The 17,196-nt window shown below is 34.8% G+C and carries 20 protein-coding genes; 8 read left to right on the top strand and 12 right to left on the bottom strand.

Translation table 11 applies throughout. The features are described from left to right. Positions 1 to 342: 342 nt before the first annotated feature. From ACFX5E_RS04455 to ACFX5E_RS04430, 6 genes are all read right to left on the bottom strand, one after another. The gene (locus ACFX5E_RS04455; protein ID WP_379853971.1) at positions 343 to 573 is read right to left on the bottom strand and encodes a hypothetical protein; all 231 of its coding nucleotides are present in this window, start codon (positions 571 to 573) and stop codon (positions 343 to 345) included. A 150-nt stretch (positions 574 to 723) separates the two neighbouring features. After that, the gene (locus ACFX5E_RS04450; protein WP_379853970.1) at positions 724 to 873 is read right to left on the bottom strand and encodes a hypothetical protein; all 150 of its coding nucleotides are present in this window, start codon (positions 871 to 873) and stop codon (positions 724 to 726) included. Between the two features lie 4 nt (positions 874 to 877). After that, on the bottom strand, positions 878 to 1,579 hold the full coding sequence (gene truB / locus ACFX5E_RS04445; RefSeq protein ID WP_379853969.1) for a tRNA pseudouridine(55) synthase TruB: 702 nt from the start codon (positions 1,577 to 1,579) through the stop codon (positions 878 to 880). Between the two features lie 6 nt (positions 1,580 to 1,585). Next, positions 1,586 to 2,407, bottom strand: coding sequence for an undecaprenyl-diphosphate phosphatase (locus ACFX5E_RS04440; RefSeq protein ID WP_379853968.1), 822 nt, complete (start codon positions 2,405 to 2,407; stop codon positions 1,586 to 1,588). Further along, positions 2,408 to 2,650: a DUF3098 domain-containing protein gene (locus tag ACFX5E_RS04435; protein ID WP_379853967.1), complete on the bottom strand. Its 243-nt coding sequence runs from the start codon at positions 2,648 to 2,650 to the stop codon at positions 2,408 to 2,410. A 62-nt stretch (positions 2,651 to 2,712) separates the two neighbouring features. Next, a complete protein-coding gene (locus ACFX5E_RS04430; protein WP_379853966.1) occupies positions 2,713 to 3,588 on the bottom strand; it encodes a cell division protein FtsX in 876 nt (291 codons plus the stop codon). 225 nt (positions 3,589 to 3,813) lie between these two features. Between ACFX5E_RS04430 and ACFX5E_RS04425 the strand changes: the two genes are divergently transcribed. Continuing rightward, positions 3,814 to 6,957, top strand: a complete 3,144-nt coding sequence (locus ACFX5E_RS04425; protein WP_379853965.1) for a leucine--tRNA ligase — start codon at positions 3,814 to 3,816, stop codon at positions 6,955 to 6,957. A gap of 217 nt (positions 6,958 to 7,174) precedes the next feature. Beyond that, positions 7,175 to 7,864 carry a zinc metallopeptidase gene (locus ACFX5E_RS04420; RefSeq protein WP_379853964.1) on the top strand — a complete coding sequence of 230 codons (690 nt, stop codon included), beginning with the start codon at positions 7,175 to 7,177 and terminating at the stop codon, positions 7,862 to 7,864. A 185-nt stretch (positions 7,865 to 8,049) separates the two neighbouring features. On the opposite strand, the gene ACFX5E_RS04415 is transcribed toward ACFX5E_RS04420, so the two are convergent. The 3 genes from ACFX5E_RS04415 to ACFX5E_RS04405 form a co-directional block, all read right to left on the bottom strand. Continuing rightward, positions 8,050 to 8,520 carry an Lrp/AsnC family transcriptional regulator gene (locus tag ACFX5E_RS04415; RefSeq protein ID WP_073208966.1) on the bottom strand — a complete coding sequence of 157 codons (471 nt, stop codon included), beginning with the start codon at positions 8,518 to 8,520 and terminating at the stop codon, positions 8,050 to 8,052. A 163-nt stretch (positions 8,521 to 8,683) separates the two neighbouring features. Next, positions 8,684 to 9,433, bottom strand: coding sequence for a uroporphyrinogen-III synthase (locus ACFX5E_RS04410; RefSeq protein WP_073208964.1), 750 nt, complete (start codon positions 9,431 to 9,433; stop codon positions 8,684 to 8,686). 14 nt (positions 9,434 to 9,447) lie between these two features. Continuing rightward, positions 9,448 to 10,119, bottom strand: a complete 672-nt coding sequence (locus ACFX5E_RS04405) for a DUF4271 domain-containing protein (RefSeq protein WP_379853963.1) — start codon at positions 10,117 to 10,119, stop codon at positions 9,448 to 9,450. Positions 10,120 to 10,223: 104 nt separating this feature from the next. Here ACFX5E_RS04405 and ACFX5E_RS04400 point away from each other — a divergent pair, with 104 nt between their 5' ends. The 3 genes from ACFX5E_RS04400 to ACFX5E_RS04390 are packed head-to-tail and all read left to right on the top strand — an operon-like array spanning position 10,224 to position 12,734. Continuing rightward, the gene (locus ACFX5E_RS04400) at positions 10,224 to 10,949 is read left to right on the top strand and encodes a polyprenol monophosphomannose synthase (protein WP_379853962.1); all 726 of its coding nucleotides are present in this window, start codon (positions 10,224 to 10,226) and stop codon (positions 10,947 to 10,949) included. A gap of 12 nt (positions 10,950 to 10,961) precedes the next feature. Beyond that, positions 10,962 to 12,302 carry a dihydroorotase gene (locus ACFX5E_RS04395; protein WP_379853961.1) on the top strand — a complete coding sequence of 447 codons (1,341 nt, stop codon included), beginning with the start codon at positions 10,962 to 10,964 and terminating at the stop codon, positions 12,300 to 12,302. Positions 12,303 to 12,311: 9 nt separating this feature from the next. After that, positions 12,312 to 12,734, top strand: a complete 423-nt coding sequence (locus ACFX5E_RS04390) for a DUF4296 domain-containing protein (RefSeq protein ID WP_379853960.1) — start codon at positions 12,312 to 12,314, stop codon at positions 12,732 to 12,734. Positions 12,735 to 12,749: 15 nt separating this feature from the next. On the opposite strand, the gene ACFX5E_RS04385 is transcribed toward ACFX5E_RS04390, so the two are convergent. After that, on the bottom strand, positions 12,750 to 13,751 hold the full coding sequence (locus tag ACFX5E_RS04385) for an NAD-dependent epimerase/dehydratase family protein (RefSeq protein WP_379853958.1): 1,002 nt from the start codon (positions 13,749 to 13,751) through the stop codon (positions 12,750 to 12,752). A gap of 93 nt (positions 13,752 to 13,844) precedes the next feature. Here ACFX5E_RS04385 and tyrS point away from each other — a divergent pair, with 93 nt between their 5' ends. Genes tyrS through ACFX5E_RS04370 form a run of 3 tightly spaced genes read left to right on the top strand, consistent with a single transcriptional unit; the run spans position 13,845 to position 15,639 of the window. Then, positions 13,845 to 15,143 (top strand): tyrosine--tRNA ligase, encoded by a 1,299-nt coding sequence (gene tyrS / locus ACFX5E_RS04380; RefSeq protein WP_379853957.1) that lies wholly within the window; start codon positions 13,845 to 13,847, stop codon positions 15,141 to 15,143. 35 nt (positions 15,144 to 15,178) lie between these two features. Further along, positions 15,179 to 15,385: a hypothetical protein gene (locus ACFX5E_RS04375; RefSeq protein ID WP_379853956.1), complete on the top strand. Its 207-nt coding sequence runs from the start codon at positions 15,179 to 15,181 to the stop codon at positions 15,383 to 15,385. After that, on the top strand, positions 15,385 to 15,639 hold the full coding sequence (locus tag ACFX5E_RS04370; protein WP_379853955.1) for a type II toxin-antitoxin system RelE family toxin: 255 nt from the start codon (positions 15,385 to 15,387) through the stop codon (positions 15,637 to 15,639). Before ACFX5E_RS04375 ends, ACFX5E_RS04370 begins: the two co-directional genes overlap by 1 nt. 51 nt (positions 15,640 to 15,690) lie before the next feature. Here ACFX5E_RS04370 and ACFX5E_RS04365 read toward each other — a convergent pair whose 3' ends face one another. Beyond that, complete coding sequence (locus tag ACFX5E_RS04365) at positions 15,691 to 16,671, bottom strand: LuxE/PaaK family acyltransferase (protein WP_379853954.1); 981 nt, start codon at positions 16,669 to 16,671, stop codon at positions 15,691 to 15,693. A gap of 124 nt (positions 16,672 to 16,795) precedes the next feature. Beyond that, complete coding sequence (locus ACFX5E_RS04360; protein ID WP_379853952.1) at positions 16,796 to 17,134, bottom strand: T9SS type A sorting domain-containing protein; 339 nt, start codon at positions 17,132 to 17,134, stop codon at positions 16,796 to 16,798. Positions 17,135 to 17,196 lie beyond the last annotated feature (62 nt).

Below are 17,196 nucleotides of genomic sequence, written 5' to 3'. Positions count from 1 at the left end.
AAATTAGTGATGTAAAACCAAGTCTGCTATTTGATCTACTTTTTTTGGTGTTTAGATTTATTGTTTCACAATTTAAATAACATCATTATGAAAAAGCTATTTGAAAAGGTTTATGATTATTTGTCCAATTTACTATTTGGAGATGAAAATAGATCTCATTATTAAATTAATTTGGCGAAGCCAAGTAAAAAAAAGAGTATGGAGTAAAAATACTTTAAATTTAGAAAAAACACATAATAAATTCAATTTTGTATTTATCATGTGTTTTTGCTTTTTATATTAGAATTGAGGATGTAAAAAGGGTTTAAATTCTAGTCTTTTAATATCCAAAAAGATCTAGATTTAAAAAGTAATTAAAGAAATTCCTAAACTTATATTTCCAGAATCTCTTTGATTGTTTATAAGGAATGAATAATGGTTTAATTCAATAAAAAGCATTACATCATCAGCGTTTTGTATTCCCAAGCTTATTTTTTTATAATCGTCCATTAAATTTCCTCGACCCAGAGCAAGTGCTTTCCCTAAACCAAGTTGCAGTGTAATTCTGGTGTCGTCGCCTACGATTGGGCTCAATCTAAAATTAGCAAAAACAGGAACAACAACCAGTTTTTCAGTCCATTCCCAGTTAATTCCGGAATGAATTCCTAGTCCAATCCATTTTTTGTAATGGATTCCATATCCAAACTTAGACGCAATACCATCTGGAAGGAACCAAGTTCCTTTTTACTGCGTATAAGGATTTTCTTCGTCTCTGTCGGGATTTCCTTTGATAGAAATGGTAACGTCAAATTGCGAGTAAGTGAATTTTTTTTCTTGTGAAAAAGCAGAAAATGTAGATAATAGCAAACCGGTTAAGATTCCTAAAAATCTCAAAACACTAGATATTTAGTCCTAAACTATCTTCGAAAGCGATAACATCTATTCCGTCTTTTACATCATAATCACCAATTTTTGTTCGACGTAAGACGGTTAAGTGCGAGCCTGAATGCATAGCTTTTCCAAAATCAAAAGCCAGAGAGCGAATGTAAGTTCCTTTGCTGCAAACCACTCTAAAATCGACTTCAGGAAGTGCGATTCTTGTAATTTCAAATTCGTGAATCGTAGTCTTTCTTGTCGCGATTTCAATGGTTTCTCCTGCTCTGGCATGTTCGTATAAGCGAACGCCATCTTTTTTGATTGCGGAATAAATTGGTGGTTTTTGGTCTATTTCGCCCAAAAATTGTTTCACGGTTTCGTGTACTAAAGCCTCGTCAATATGTTCCGTTGGGAAAGTTTGATCAATTTCGGTTTCTAAATCATACGAAGGCGTGGTCGCCCCAATGTGAAAAGTTCCGTTATATTCTTTGGCTTGACCTTGAAGTTCGGTAATTCTTTTGGTAAATTTTCCGGTACAAACTAATAACAATCCGGTAGCCAAAGGATCTAAAGTTCCGGCGTGACCAATCTTAAATTTTTTTGGAAGATTCAGTTTGGTTATCAAAGCCCATTTCAATTTGTTCACCGCCTGAAAAGAAGTCCAGTTCAAGGGTTTGTCAATGAGTAAAATTTGTCCGTTTTGGTAGTCTTCGGCTGTCTTCAAAGTGAATTATTTAAAGTATGAAAAGTAAATCAATAAGAAGACACCTACGATTATTCGGTACCAACCCCAAGGTTTGAAACCGTATTTTTTGATGATTTCTATGAAGAATTTAATCGCTATGATGGCAACGATAAAAGCAACTACGTTTCCTATTAAGAATAATTGTATATTTTCGTTTGAATTTAAAATCAATTCGTAGCCTTTCATCTGTGAAGACTCGTAGGTTTTTAAGAATACAGAGTAACAAGTAACTGCCATCATGGTTGGAACCGCTAAAAAGAAAGAGAATTCCGCTGCTGCATGACGCGTCAATCCTTGTTGCATTCCTCCAATTATCGAAGCAGCAGAACGACTTGTTCCTGGCATCATTGCTAAACATTGCCAAAAACCAATGATTACGGCTTTTTTTACAGTGATGTCCTCTTCTTGAATAACGGTTGGACTCTGAAAACGACTGTCGATAAACAGTAAAATTACTCCACCTAAAATTAATACAATTGCAATAGGAATGGGATCTCCAAGAATGGCTTCAATTTTATCATCGAATAATTTTCCTAAAACCAAAGCTGGAATCACGGCATAAATCAGTTTGATGTAAAAGTTGATCCCGACGCTTCGGGAGCTGAAATCGAAAAAGTTCTTCCAATATAACGCGACTACCGCCAAAATAGCTCCAAATTGAATAGAAACCTGAAATAGTTTGACAAAATCATCCTGTTGAATTCCAAAATAAGAACTTAGAAAAACCATGTGAGCGGTCGAGGAAATAGGAAGATATTCTGTTAATCCTTCGATAACAGCAATTAAAAATGCTTGTAAAGTATTCATTTATACTTTTTTTGGATTTTTAAGAATAGCAAAAACGGTGATTCCAAAACCAATTAAAACAGTTGTTGGAGCCAAACGAATTCTTCTAAAATCAAAAATCGCTTCACTAAATACTTTTGGATCATCGCTTCCACCACCTGACATGAGTATAAATCCCAGTACTATTACTCCAATCCCAATCAATAGAATTTTATAATTTACTTTCTCAAAAAGGAATTCGTGGTTTTGTTCGTTATTTTTCATTTTTTATATTCTATTGTTTTCTGCATTTTTTTACTGAACACTGAGACTAAGACTGAAGACTACTAGTAAAGGTCGTCTGTTCTCAAATTCAAGAAACGTTGTGTCGCAAAATAAGTACTTAACCAAGTAATTAAAATACCAACTCCCAAAACACTTAATAACACTAATCCAATAAGTAGTTTGTCATCCAGAATACCAAGATTTGGGAAATTTGTTTGAACATAAATCAAAACAGCAATCAGTGCAATGATGGCCAAACCAGCACCCAGAAGGCCTAGTTTTAAGCTTCGCATTACAAATGGTTTTCTGATGAATGATTTTGTTGCACCTACCATTTGCATGGTTTTGATGATAAAACGGTGAGAATGGATGGATAAACGCAATGAACTGTTAATTAATAAAACAGCTATAAAAGTTAGGAAAACACTAACGATTAGAATCCACATACTGACTTTTTTGATATTGTCATTGACTAAATTCACTAATTGTTTGTCATAAACGATATCCGAAACCATAGCGTTCTTGCGTAAACTGCTTTCGATTTTTGTGATACTGTCTTTCACTACATAATCTGCTTTTAGATGAATGTCAAAAGAATTTTGCAGTGGATTTTCACCCAAAAATTCCAAGAAGTCTTCACCAATAATATCAGTATGTTGCTTTGCAGCAGTTTCTTTAGTTACATAAACGTATGATTTTGCAAAACGAGCAGTTTTTAATTCCCCATCAAAAGCTTTGATAATGCTGTCATTCGCTTCGTTTTTGAAAAATACCGTCATGGCAATTTTTTCTTTAAAATCATCGGCTAGTTTTTTAGAATTTATAATAAAAAAGCCTAACATTCCCAATAGAAATAAGACTAAGAAAATACTTAACACTACTGAAAAATAAGAAGAAATTAACCTGCGTTTTTGAAATTTATCAAAGGAAGAACTCATAGTTTATTGAAATTATTGGGTAAAAATAATAAAGAATTTCTTTATTTAAAGTTAATAACGCTCAAAGTTTTAACTTTCGTACAATAAACGTAAATTTGGCACCTGAAATTAGTCATTGTGAATTGGTCTTTTTAAGCTTTGTCACTTTGCAACTTTACAACTTTTTAAAATATGACTTGAGTAAGCGAAAGCATGACTCCATTAAAATAAAAATAAAAAACAGGAATGAAATACAATCCGAACGAAATAGAGGCCAAATGGCAGAAATATTGGTTAGATCATGCAACGTTTAAAGCCGAAAACAACTCGACAAAACCTAAATATTACGTACTTGACATGTTTCCCTACCCATCTGGAGCGGGATTGCACGTAGGACATCCGCTGGGATATATTGCCTCTGATGTGTATTCCAGATACAAAAGACATCAAGGGTTTAATGTGTTGCACCCAATGGGCTACGACAGTTTTGGATTGCCTGCGGAGCAATATGCGATACAAACGGGTCAGCGTCCAGAAGATACGACTTCGGTAAATATTGATGGAGGAACGGATAAAGAAGGAAATAAAATTGCGGGATACAGAAAACAATTGGATAAAATTGGATTCTCTTTTGATTGGAGCCGAGAAGTCCGCACTTCGAATCCCGATTATTACAAGCATACACAATGGATTTTCATTCAATTGTTCAATTCTTGGTACAATAAAAACGGCGATAAAGCCGAAGATATTTCGACTTTGGTTTCCATTTTTTCAACAGAAGGGAATGTAAATGTCAATGCGGTTTGCGATGAAAATATTGAAGCTTTTTCTGCCAATGAATGGAAGGCTTTCGCAAAAGAACAGCAGGAGAGAATTTTGTTGCAATACAGATTGACTTATTTAGCCGAGACTGAGGTGAACTGGTGTCCTGGATTAGGAACGGTTTTGGCAAATGACGAAATCGTAAATGGTGTTTCAGAACGTGGCGGTTTTACGGTGGTGCGCAAGAAAATGACACAATGGAGCATGCGAATTTCGGCTTATGCAGAACGTTTGTTGCAAGGTTTGAACGATATTGATTGGAGCGAAAGTATTAAAGAAAGTCAACGAAACTGGATTGGAAAATCCGTTGGAGCAATGGTGACATTCCCCCTCCTGACCTCCCCCGAAGGGGGAGGAACCAAAGCCGATAACTTTGGAGATAGTAAAGAAGATAATAATGGGAATCTATTAAATGAAGTTCTTATTGACACGGTTAGCATCTCGTCTCCCTCCCCTTCGGGGAGGGTTGGGGTGGGGATATTCACCACCAGACCTGATACTATTTTTGGAGTTACGTTTATGACTTTGGCGCCAGAACATGAATTGGTTTCACAAATTACAACTGCAGAACATAAAGCAGCAGTTGAAGCCTATATAGAAAAAACGTCAAAACGTTCCGAAAGAGAACGTATGGCTGATGTAAAAACCATTTCGGGAGTTTTCACAGGAGCGTTTGCGGAACATCCGTTTACGAAAGAACCAATTCCGGTTTGGATTGGCGATTATGTTTTGGCGGGTTACGGAACAGGTGCAGTTATGGCAGTTCCTTGCGGCGATGAAAGAGATTATGCTTTTGCGAATTTCTTCAAAGGTCAACAAGGTATGAAGGAAATCAAGAACATTTTTGATAAAGATATATCTGAAGCTGCTTTTGGAGCCAAAGAAGGTTTTCAATTGGTAGATTCTGATTTTCTAAATGGATTAGATTATAAAAAAGGAACTCAAAAAGTAATTGAGGAATTAGAAAAATTAAATCAAGGAAAAGGAAAAACGAATTACCGTTTGCGTGATGCTGTTTTCTCTCGCCAGCGTTATTGGGGAGAGCCGTTTCCGGTATATTATGTGAATGACTTGCCGCAAATGATTGATGCGAAATATTTGCCAATCATCTTGCCGGAAGTAGAAAAATATTTGCCAACCGAAGAAGGTTTGCCGCCTTTAGGAAACGCATTGGTTTGGGCTTGGAATACAGAAACGAATGAAGTTGTGAATACGGATTTAGTCGACAACAAAACAATATTTCCTTTAGAATTGAACACAATGCCAGGTTGGGCAGGAAGTTCATGGTATTGGATGCGTTATATGGATGCTCACAACGAGAATGAATTTGCAAGCAAAGACGCATTGGCGTATTGGGAAAGCGTAGATTTATACATTGGCGGAAGCGAACACGCAACCGGACATTTATTGTATTCTCGTTTTTGGAACAAATTCCTAAAAGACAAAGGTTTTGCACCAACCGAAGAACCGTTCAAAAAACTGATTAATCAGGGAATGATTTTGGGGATGAGTGCGTTTGTATATAGGTTGGGATTTGTTTTTCCTTATAAAAACGAAAAGGATTTAATTGAAGATACGCCTACTGCATCAGAATACTTCAACACAGTATTTGTTTCTAAAACGATGAGCTTGCCGGAGATTTCGAAAAGTTTGTTGAATTTAATCGATACTCACGAAGAATTTTCAAATCTAAAAGAAGAACTTAAATCTGGTAAGTTTGAAGATGTTCCAGAGTTGTTTTTCCAATCAATTCATACTGACGTTTCATTTGTAAACTCTTCAGATGAATTAGATATTGAGAAATTCAAAAATTGGAGAGAAGATTATAGAGGGGCAATATTTATCACGGATGAAAACAACAAATTTGTAGTCACTCGCGAGGTTGAAAAAATGTCGAAATCCAAATACAATGTAGTAACACCGGATGATATTTGTAACGAATACGGAGCCGATACGTTGCGTTTGTATGAAATGTTCTTAGGGCCATTAGAACAAGCGAAACCTTGGAACACGGCAGGAATTTCTGGAGTTTTTGGGTTCTTGAAAAAACTATGTCGTTTGTATTTTGATGATAATGGTTTGATTGTTACCAATGACGAACCAACGAAAGACAACTTAAAATCATTACACAAAACGATCAAAAAAGTGGCGGAAGATATTGAAGGTTTCTCTTTCAATACTTCGGTTTCTCAGTTTATGATTTGCGTGAATGAATTGTCCGCTCAAAACTGCCATTCTCGTGCAATCTTGCAACCATTAGCGATTCTGATTTCACCATATGCACCGCACATCGCTGAGGAATTATGGTCGTTATTAGGGAATTCTGGTTCGATTGCAACGGTTGATTTTCCAATATTTGACGCACAGCATTTGGTTGAAAGCAGCAAGGAATATCCAGTTTCTTTCAACGGGAAAATGCGTTTCACGATGGTTTTGCCTTTGGATTTAACCAAGGAACAAATCGAGGAAATTGTAATGAAAGATGAAAGAACCATCAAACAATTAGAAGGAAGAACACCGAACAAGGTGATTATTGTGCCGGGGAAAATCATCAATATGGTGGGATAATTAATATTGGTAACGTTGTAGAGACGCACTGCAGTGCGTCTCTACAAAAACATGATATAATCCAAATTCTATTTAATAGAATTTGGATTTTTTTGTTTCAATTGTAAAATCAGGGGTATTCACGTTATGTTTTATAAATGCCAAATTGACATTGTAAAAAATTGGTGCTAAATTTGATGTGTAATTTGTAGATTTATATTAAAAAAAAAATAAAGATATGGGAATGAGTTATATAGTGCTGGCTGGAGTAATTATGCTTTTTAGCTGGTTGGTGAGTTCAAGACTGAAAAGTAAATTTGAACATTATTCTAAATTGCATTTGCAAAACGGAATGAGCGGAGCTGAAATCGCCGAAAAAATGTTAGCTGATAATGGCATTCGCGATGTGAGAGTAATCTCGGTTGCGGGACAATTAACAGACCATTACAATCCATTGGATAAAACGGTGAATTTAAGTGAGGCAGTTTATAATCAAAGAAATGCTGCGGCCGCGGCTGTTGCAGCACACGAATGCGGTCACGCGGTACAACATGCCGTGGGATATCAGTGGTTGACAATGCGTTCTAAGTTGGTTCCGGTGGTAAATGTTGCATCGACTTATATGCAGTGGATTTTACTGGCGGGTATCTTGATGATTAAAACCTTTCCTCAGTTATTGTTGATTGGAATCGTGATTTTTGCCGCAACCACTTTGTTTTCAATAATTACTTTGCCTGTTGAATACGATGCCAGCCATCGTGCATTAGCTTGGTTAGAAAATAAAAAGATGTTAACGCAACAAGAACAGGCTGGGGCCAAGGATTCTCTGAAATGGGCGGCAAGAACTTACGTGGTGGCTGCTTTAGGTTCTATAGCAACTTTGTTATACTATATTTCAATTTATATGGGAGGAAGCCGAAGAGAATAAAACTCACTTTAATAAATATGAAATCCGTCTTGTTTTGAACTAGACGGATTTTTTTTGCCTCTATTTTGTCATTTCGACGAAGGAGAAATCCATTATGTTATACGGATTGTGTGATTTCTCCTTCGTCGAAATGACAAAGTTAATGGAATCGTAAGGGATAAAAGTGGTGAAAGCTAAACCAAAAACTACAATTGTATCTGTCTGTCAATTTGTTGGTCTAATGAAATAAAGGTTTCCGTTCTGGAAACGCCTTCAATAGCCTGGATTTTTGTGTTGAGCAGTTGCATTAAATGTTCATTGTCCCGACAAATAATTTTTATAAGAATAGACCAGTTTCCCGTAGTGTAATGACATTCCAAAACTTCTGGAATTTTTTTTAAATCTCTAACGGCTTCTGGATTTCTTGCCGCTTTGTCCAAGTAAATACCAACAAAGGCCATTGTGTTGTATCCCAGAATTTTATTGTTTACCGTAAACTTTGAACCTGAAATGACTCCTGATTGTTCCAGCTTTCGCAAACGTTGATGAATCGCAGCTCCTGAAATTCCTATTTTATTAGCGATTTGAAGGATTGGCATTCGAGCATCTTCCATCAGGAAACGTAAAATTTCTTTATCGATACCGTCTATTTCTACAACTAAGGAATTGATTTTCATAAATTGCTATTTGAAACTAAAATACAAAATCTAGTTTTAATTTAAAATCAAATTTAAGTAAAAAATGAATAATAGGAACGAATAACAATATTTTTGTGATTGTTGCATAAAAAAACCATCCGTTTTGGCGGATGGTTTTCGTGATTTAGAAATAAATTTAAATCTATTTTGTTTTGTTTGCTTCAATAATATATTTTTCCAAAGCCATTGTCATCGAAGGAGTTGCAGGTGTTGGAGCAAGTATGTCTACTCTTAAACCGTGATCCAACGCTTCTTTTTGGGTTGTGCTTCCAAAAACGGCAATTCGAGTGTTGTTTTGTTCGAAATCTGGAAAATTCATGAACAATGATTTTATTCCGGTTGGGCTAAAGAAAGCCAAAACATCATAATATACATCGGCTAAATCAGATAAATCACTCATTACAGTTTTGTAAAAAACGGCTGGAGTCCAGTCCACTTTCAATGCATTCAGTGTTATTGGTGCATCGGCATTTAATTGATCTGAAGCTGGCAATAAGAATTTTTCGTCTTTGTATTTTTTTATCAATGGAGACAAATCGGCAAAATCTTTAGGTCCCACATAGATTTTACGTTTTCGATACACGACATATTTTTGCAGATAAAACGCAATGGCTTCAGACTGACAAAAGTACTTTAATCCTTCAGGAACTTTGTAACGCATTTCATCAGCAACTCTAAAGAAGTGATCGACAGCATTTTTACTCGTCAAAATAATAGCAGTATATTGATTGAGATCAATTTTTTGTAATCTAATCTCTTTTGCATTTACTCCTTCTACGTGAATAAAAGGTCTGAAATCAATTTTTACTTTATGCCTTTGTTGAAGCTCAAAGTATGGGGAATTTTCCACTTTAGGTTCGGGTTGTGACACCAAAATTGTTTTCACTTTCATATTTAAAACGGTTTCTAAGCACTCCCTTTTGTAAACCAATAATACATAAAATAATAGGGAGCTATTTCAAGAGTGCAAAGATATAAAATAAAATAAAACAACTTACCTAATATTAAATTTTGATAGTTTTTTATTGAAATCAAATAGCTTATTATGCTTGCAGCTAGCACTATAGCTATGAATAGTAAAACTATATTTTTTGATAAGGAGTCGTAATAGAACAAAATAATATTGATTGGGAGTATAAATAACCCAATATAAGTTCTATAAGTAACCTTCTGGAGGTTAAATTGTTCAACAAATTCTTCAATATCAAATGCAGTAGCAATTATTTTTTCGATTAAATATTTCGATAAAATGAAGAAAATTAGAAAGGTAGTTATTTGAATATATAGAATCCAATCTGTTTTTAAAGCTTTACCAAAAGAACTTAGCGCAAGCTGAATGAAAAAAGCAAACGAGATTACCTGTACAAAAAACAAGGAGATGGTAAAACCGCTTTTAAGGTTGCTACTGTCTCTGTAAACTTTAATGTATTTATCTGAAAAAATCAAATTTGCAAAATCACCAAAACGATTTTCAGAAATGGATTTAGTGAATGCAATAATTCCAAATGACAGCACAAATAAAAGTGTTGCCCAGTCATTATTCTCTATTGTTCTCAGTTGAAGTACATGTTCCGTCATAGCGAGGCAAAATTACTAATTTTTATATCATTCTTTTTATTATAATTTTATTATGAATCAAATCGTATAAAAAGTTTACTTTTGCGGTGAAATTACTCTAAAACATGAACGATTCCATTGTTATAATCCCCACCTATAACGAGATTGAAAATATAGAAAGCATTATTAGATCGGTGCTTTCCCAACACAAACCTTTTCATGTTCTTATTATTGATGATAACTCCCCGGATCATACCGCTGATAAAGTGGTTCAACTTCAGTCGGAATATTCTGGCAGGTTATTTTTAGAAAAAAGAACCAAAAAATCAGGTTTAGGAACCGCTTACGTGCATGGTTTTAAATGGGCTTTGGAGCGTAAATATGAGTATATTTTTGAAATGGATGCGGATTTTTCGCACAATCCGAATGACTTAGAAAAATTATACGATGCCTGTCATTTAGGCGATGCTGATTTGGCAATAGGCTCTCGGTATGTCACTGGAGTGAATGTTGTAAACTGGCCTTTAAGCCGGGTGTTAATGTCTTATTTTGCATCAGTTTATGTGAAATTGATAACCGGAATGAAAATTCACGATGCCACGGCCGGATTCGTTTGTTACAAAAGAAATGTTTTGGAGCAAATCAATTTAAATAAAATAAAATTTGTTGGCTATGCCTTTCAGATTGAAATGAAATACAGGACTTACTGTAAAAAATTTAGAATTGTTGAAGTACCCATCATTTTTACGGATAGAACCAAAGGACAGTCCAAAATGAGTAATTCTATTATTGTTGAAGCAGTTTTTGGAGTTATTTCGCTTAGATTGAAAAAATTAATTAACACATTATAAGAAAAAGATACGATGAACAGGGTTTTAATTAAGAATGCCAAAATAGTAAATGAAGGAGTGATTTTTGAGGGCGATGTATTAATTGAAAATGACTTAATTGTTGAAATTTCAGAAAGTATAAGTGCCAAATCTTCCCAATGTGTCATTATTGATGCCGAAGGGAATTATTTGATGCCGGGTGCTATTGATGATCAGGTACATTTTAGAGAACCAGGACTTACGTATAAAGGTGATATAGAATCAGAATCTAAAGCGGCAGTTGCAGGTGGAATTACTTCTTATATTGAACAGCCCAATACGGTTCCAAACGCAGTAACACAAGAAATTTTAGAAGAAAAATATCAGATCGCGGCAGAGAAATCCTATGCGAATTATTCTTTTATGATGGGCGCAACAAATGATAATCTGGATGAAGTTCTAAAAACAAATCCAAAGAATGTTGCGGGAATAAAAATATTTTTGGGATCATCAACAGGTAATATGTTGGTTGATAACGAATCGACTTTAGAAAAAATATTCTCAAGTACACCTATGCTTATCGCTGTACATTGTGAGGACGAAGCCACAATCCAAAACAATTTAGCGAAATATAAAGAAGAATTTGGAGAGGATGTTCCTGTAACTGCTCATCATTTAATTCGCAGTGAAGAAGCTTGTTATATTTCTTCTTCAAAAGCAGTGGCTCTGGCTAAAAAAACCGGTGCGCGTTTGCATGTATTTCATCTTTCTACTGCGAAAGAGATGGATTTGTTTACCAATAAAATTCCATTGGAGGACAAAAAGATTACTGCAGAAGTTTGTATCCATCATTTATGGTTTACCAATGATGATTATGCGACCAAAGGGAATTTGATAAAATGGAATCCTGCAGTAAAAACAGCCAATGACCGAAAAGTATTATGGGAAGCTTTACTGGATGACAGAATTGATGTGATTGCAACGGATCACGCACCACATACCTTGGAAGAAAAGAAACTACCGTATTTGAAAGCTCCTTCTGGTGGGCCATTAGTGCAACATGCCGTTGTGGCTATGTTTGAAGCGCATCATCAAGGGAAAATCAGTGTTGAAAAAATTGTGGAAAAAATGTGCCATAATCCGGCGAAGATTTTCAAAATTGAAAAGCGTGGTTTCATAAGAGAAGGCTATTATGCGGATTTAGTTATCGTAAATTTAGGTTTGCCATGGAGTGTAAAGAAGGAAAATATTATTGCTAAATGTGGTTGGTCACCTTTTGAAGGATATACCTTTAAATCCAGAATTACACATACTTTTGTAAACGGACAATTGGTTTATAACTCTTTTAAAGTAAAAGAGATTCGTGCAGGAAAACGATTATTGTTTGATAGATAAAAAATAAAAATGAAGAAAATAATTATACTTTTAGCGATTGTAATTGTATTTATAAGCTGTAAGGATGAGGTAATTAAAGAGCCAAATCGCCTTATAGAAAAAGAGACAATGGTCAATATTATGTATGATTTGTCGGTTTTAGATGGTATCAAATATCAAAATCCTGCTTCGTTAGACTCTTTTAAAATAAATCCCAAAAAATATATTTATAAAAAATATAAAATTGACAGTCTTCAATTTGCGCAAAGCAATATTTATTATGCTTCTAATTATGAAGAATATTCAGGGATTATTGATGAGATAAACAATCGATTGACTAAAAAAAAATCAGAAGTAACGGCCTTGATTAAGGCTGAAGCAAAGAAAAAGAAACCCTTAAAAAACCCAATTCTGCCAAAAAAGAAAGCGATAGATTCCTTGAAAACTAAGTAAATAAAAAAGCTTTAATTACAAATTTGCAATGGCTTTTATATATTGATGGATGTCTGAAAAATGGGTATTCAACGTGCTTTTAATTTTTTCATTCGAATACTTATTTTTAGAATAAGATGCCTTTGCAGTAGCTTTAGTCAACTTCCTTTCTTGCTGAAAAACAACGGATACTATCCAATCTATTCTCCAACAAATCTCCACAAATAAAGGTTTTGCGTGAATGTTGGGCCTTTTTACTGCTAAGGAATCGGCGATGGTATTTAACAAGTTCTGAAAAACAATATTTTCGGCAATGAGTGTAAACCGCTCGTTATGGATTTCACTTTTCATCAATTGGGTTGCGATACGAACTACGTCGGTAACAGCAACAAATCCAGATTTTCCTAAAGTGTAAAATGACAATCCTTTTTTTACTTTCGTAAAAAGCACTCCGCTTCCTTGATTTTGAAAACCGGGACCCAGAATTACACCAGGATTTAAAATGATCACTTTTAACCCTTCCTGTTGACCACGCCAAATCTCCATTTCGGCTCCATATTTAGAAATAGCATAGTCGCTATGCGGTTTTTCGGGATTCCATTCGGTTTCTTCTGTAGTGAAATTTTCGTGCGGTGCTAAATCGCCAAGGGCCGCAATAGAACTTACAAAACAGAGTTTCTGTATCGAATTGGCAATACAAAAATTGACGATATTTGCGGTTCCTTCAATATTAGTTTTTCGAATTAAATTTTCATCTTTTGGATCGAAAGATATCAAAGCGGCACAATGATATACGTAATCGATTCCAATAAAAGCCTTTTCTAACGCAGGAATGTCAGTGATGTCAGCCTGAATCCATTCGATAAAATCAAATAGCTCCGGCTTCTTGTATAAACTAAAAAGGTTTTTAGTCTTTTCTATACTTTTTGCAGTGCGATAAATGGCACGGACATTTTCAGCCCCAATACTTCGGGATTCCATTAAATGAAACAATAAATGTGCGCCTACTAAACCGGTTCCTCCTGTGACTAAAATCATTTTGTAAAGATAATTAGATTGTTCGATTTTTAGACAGATAGATTTTCAAATTATGCAATTAAAGCTATCTTTGTGAAAATTGATTTTTATAAAATGAAAAATATTATTTCCGAATTACAATGGCGCGGCTTAGTTCACGACATCATGCCTGGAACTGAAGAGCAACTTCTAAAAGAAATGACAACTACTTATATAGGATTTGATCCAACATCGGATTCCTTACATATTGGAAGTTTAGTGCCTATAATTCTTTTGGTTCATTTGAAAAATTTTGGACATAAACCTATTGCATTGGTTGGTGGAGCTACGGGAATGATTGGGGATCCATCCGGAAAATCGGATGAGAGAAACCTCTTGGATGAAGCGACTTTGAATCATAATGTAGAGGGAATAAAAAGTATTTTATCTCGTTTTTTAGATTTTAATTCGAAGGAAGTTAATTCGCCAGTTCTGGTAAATAATTACGATTGGATGAAGAATTTGTCATTCATTAATTTCGCTCGTGACGTGGGTAAAAGAATCACCGTGAATTATATGATGGCCAAAGATTCTGTAAAGAAAAGATTGTCCGGTGAAGGCGAAGGAATGTCCTTTACCGAGTTTACGTACCAATTAATTCAGGGTTACGATTTTTACCATTTGCATAAAGAATACAATTGTTTGTTGCAAATGGGAGGTTCTGATCAATGGGGAAATATTACAACCGGAACGGAATTAGTGAGACGAATGAATGTAGGTGAAGAGGCTAAAGCATTCGCCATGACTTGCCCTTTAATAACAAAAGCAGACGGTTCTAAATTCGGGAAATCCGAAGGAGGAAATGTTTGGTTGACGGCTGATAAAACTTCGGTTTATAAATTTTACCAGTTTTGGTTGAATACTACTGATGTTGATGCAGAGAAATACATTAAGATTTTTACTTTTTTAGACAAAGAGACAATAGATAACTTAATTGAAGAACATAAAACGGCTCCGCATTTAAGAGTTTTACAACGAAGATTGGCCGAAGAACTTACGGTTTTTGTTCATTCAAAAGAAGATTTAGAAAAAGCAATTAAAGCTTCGGCTATTTTGTTTGGAAATGCCACTGCCGATGATTTGAAACAATTAGACGAAGCGACATTCTTAGAAGTTTTTGAAGGTGTTCCTCAGGCTGAAATTGCCAGAAATGAGATTGAAGCAGGAATTGATATCGTTACTGTTTTAAATGAAAAAACAGGATTTTTCAAATCGAATGGGGAAGCAAGACGCGCTTTGATAGCTAATTCTATTTCGGTAAATAAAGAAAAAGTTGCCGAAGATTTTGTGCTTTCGACCAAAGATTTAATCAACAACCAGTTTGTGCTGTTGCAAAGCGGTAAGAAAAATTATTTTGTGGTTAGAGTGGTTTAATATTTGTATAACTTTACTTTAAATAATGAAAAGCTATGGAAACTCAATTTTTGACCGACGAAAAAGGAAATAGAACCGCTGTTGTGTTGCCTATAAAGAAATATAACAAATTGATTGAAAAATTGGAAGATTTGGAAGATGTGCGTCTTTATGATGAAGCCAAAAAAGAGGATGATGGTTATCGTATTTCTATTGACGAAGCTTTTAAAATTATTGCAGAAAAGCGCAAATTAGCGAAGTAATGACTTATGCTATTGAATTTAGAAATAAAGTTTTGAAAGTTTTAATCAAAATTAATGAGCCTTACTATTCTGCAATTAAAAAGCAAATCTATGATTTAGCGGACAATCCACGACCGCAAGGATATAGAAAATTGAAGGGTAGAAAAGGATATAGAATTCATGTTGGAGATTACAGAATTATCTATGAAATTTTCGATGATATTTTGCTAATTGATGTTGTCGACTTAGGCCACAGAAAAGTGATTTATGAATAAGGGCTATTCGTTTAATCGTTGATTTGGTAACCCGAATAATCGAATCAACTTTTATAAAACCATCAAATTACAACCGCGAATATCAGAATTGTCAAATCGTCCCAATACCTCGAAAGAGTTGTTGGGATTTTTTTTGCCTAAATCCTGTGTGGCAATAAAAGAGCAGGAATTAATGTTAGCCAGATCAATTACGTTGATTCCGCCCGTTTTTCCATCTTGAATGTAGGTCAAAGCGTCTTCGGTGTCGCGAATGAGGATTTGCATCCAGGAAGGGCATTCAAATACGCCGTCACCAAGGGAATAGGCTTGCGAAAGTAATTCGGTCATTCCGTATTCTGAATGTATGGCCGAAACGCCAAATCCTTTACACAATTGCTCGTGAAGTTCTTCCCGAATCATTTCTTTGCGTTTGCCTTTCATTCCGCCGGTTTCCATGATTATGATGTTTTGCAGTTGAAACTGATGCTTTTTAACTAAGTCCAATAACGCATAAGTAACACCTATCAAAATGACATTTTGACCGGCTTGGTCTAAAGCAATTAGTTTGGCTATGAGTTCATCATGGTTGTGCAGGTAAAAACCACTGTCCGGATGATTTGACAATTGAATTAAATCTTCGACCATGTAAATCAAGGACGAACCTTCTCTTTCTAGATATGAAGGCAACAAAGCCAAGACAGCATAATCTTCGATGTTGCCGTAATATTGAGAAAATCCTTTGCGGTAACTTTCTTCGTAGATGGAAGTGTCCGTTACTAAATGCGTACTGGTAATCATTCCGGTTGTTCCGCTACTTGTAAATGTAGCCTGAATTGGATTTGTATTCGAAACCACCGAATGACTCTTGAAAAACTGAATGGGCAAAAACGGGATCTGCTGCAATGATTTTACTTTATAGGGATCTGTTTTCAAAAAGTTACAAAATTCCTGATATACTAAGTTATTTTCATATTGAAAACGAAACCTTTGTAAGGCTGTTTTTTCAAATTGCTTTTGAGTCGAAATGGCAAATATATCGGTAGCTGGAATCAAGATTATTTTTTTACAAAAGTAATTAAAAAATTTGTTAGGTTACTATAAACACAGAGTCTGCCAAATGTTTTTCCATAAAAAAGCTCCAACATTAATTGGAGCTTTAATTTTTTTGTTTAAAGGATTATCTTACGATTAATTTTCTTGTAGCTGTTGCGTCATCTTCATTTATTTTTATGATATAAACCCCGGGAGAAAGATTGGAAATGTTTAATTCTCTGGAGCTTAGCATTGTTTGAAGTACTTTTTTTCCTAAGATATCAAAAATAATTACTTCTTTGTCCGAATCATTTTTTGATGTAATGTAGACTTTGCCATTACTCACAGGATTTGGGTACAAACTTAAACCTTCAATTGAGGTAGTTTCTTGGGTCCTTGGCTGTTGTTTATTTTCCTGAGCGGAGAGGCTCAATGAAAAGGAAAAAGCCAATAAAGTAATAATATATAAGTAGTTTTTTTTCATTAGTTCTGATTGTTATTAGTAAAGATATAAAAAATATTTCAAATACTATACCAAAAAAGCCT

Origin of the sequence: Flavobacterium xylosi (assembly GCF_042787345.1) — a bacterium.
Lineage (GTDB): Bacteria > Bacteroidota > Bacteroidia > Flavobacteriales > Flavobacteriaceae > Flavobacterium > Flavobacterium xylosi.
Note: the sequence above shows the minus strand (reverse complement) of the source record. Positions and strands in the feature narration are given on the sequence as shown.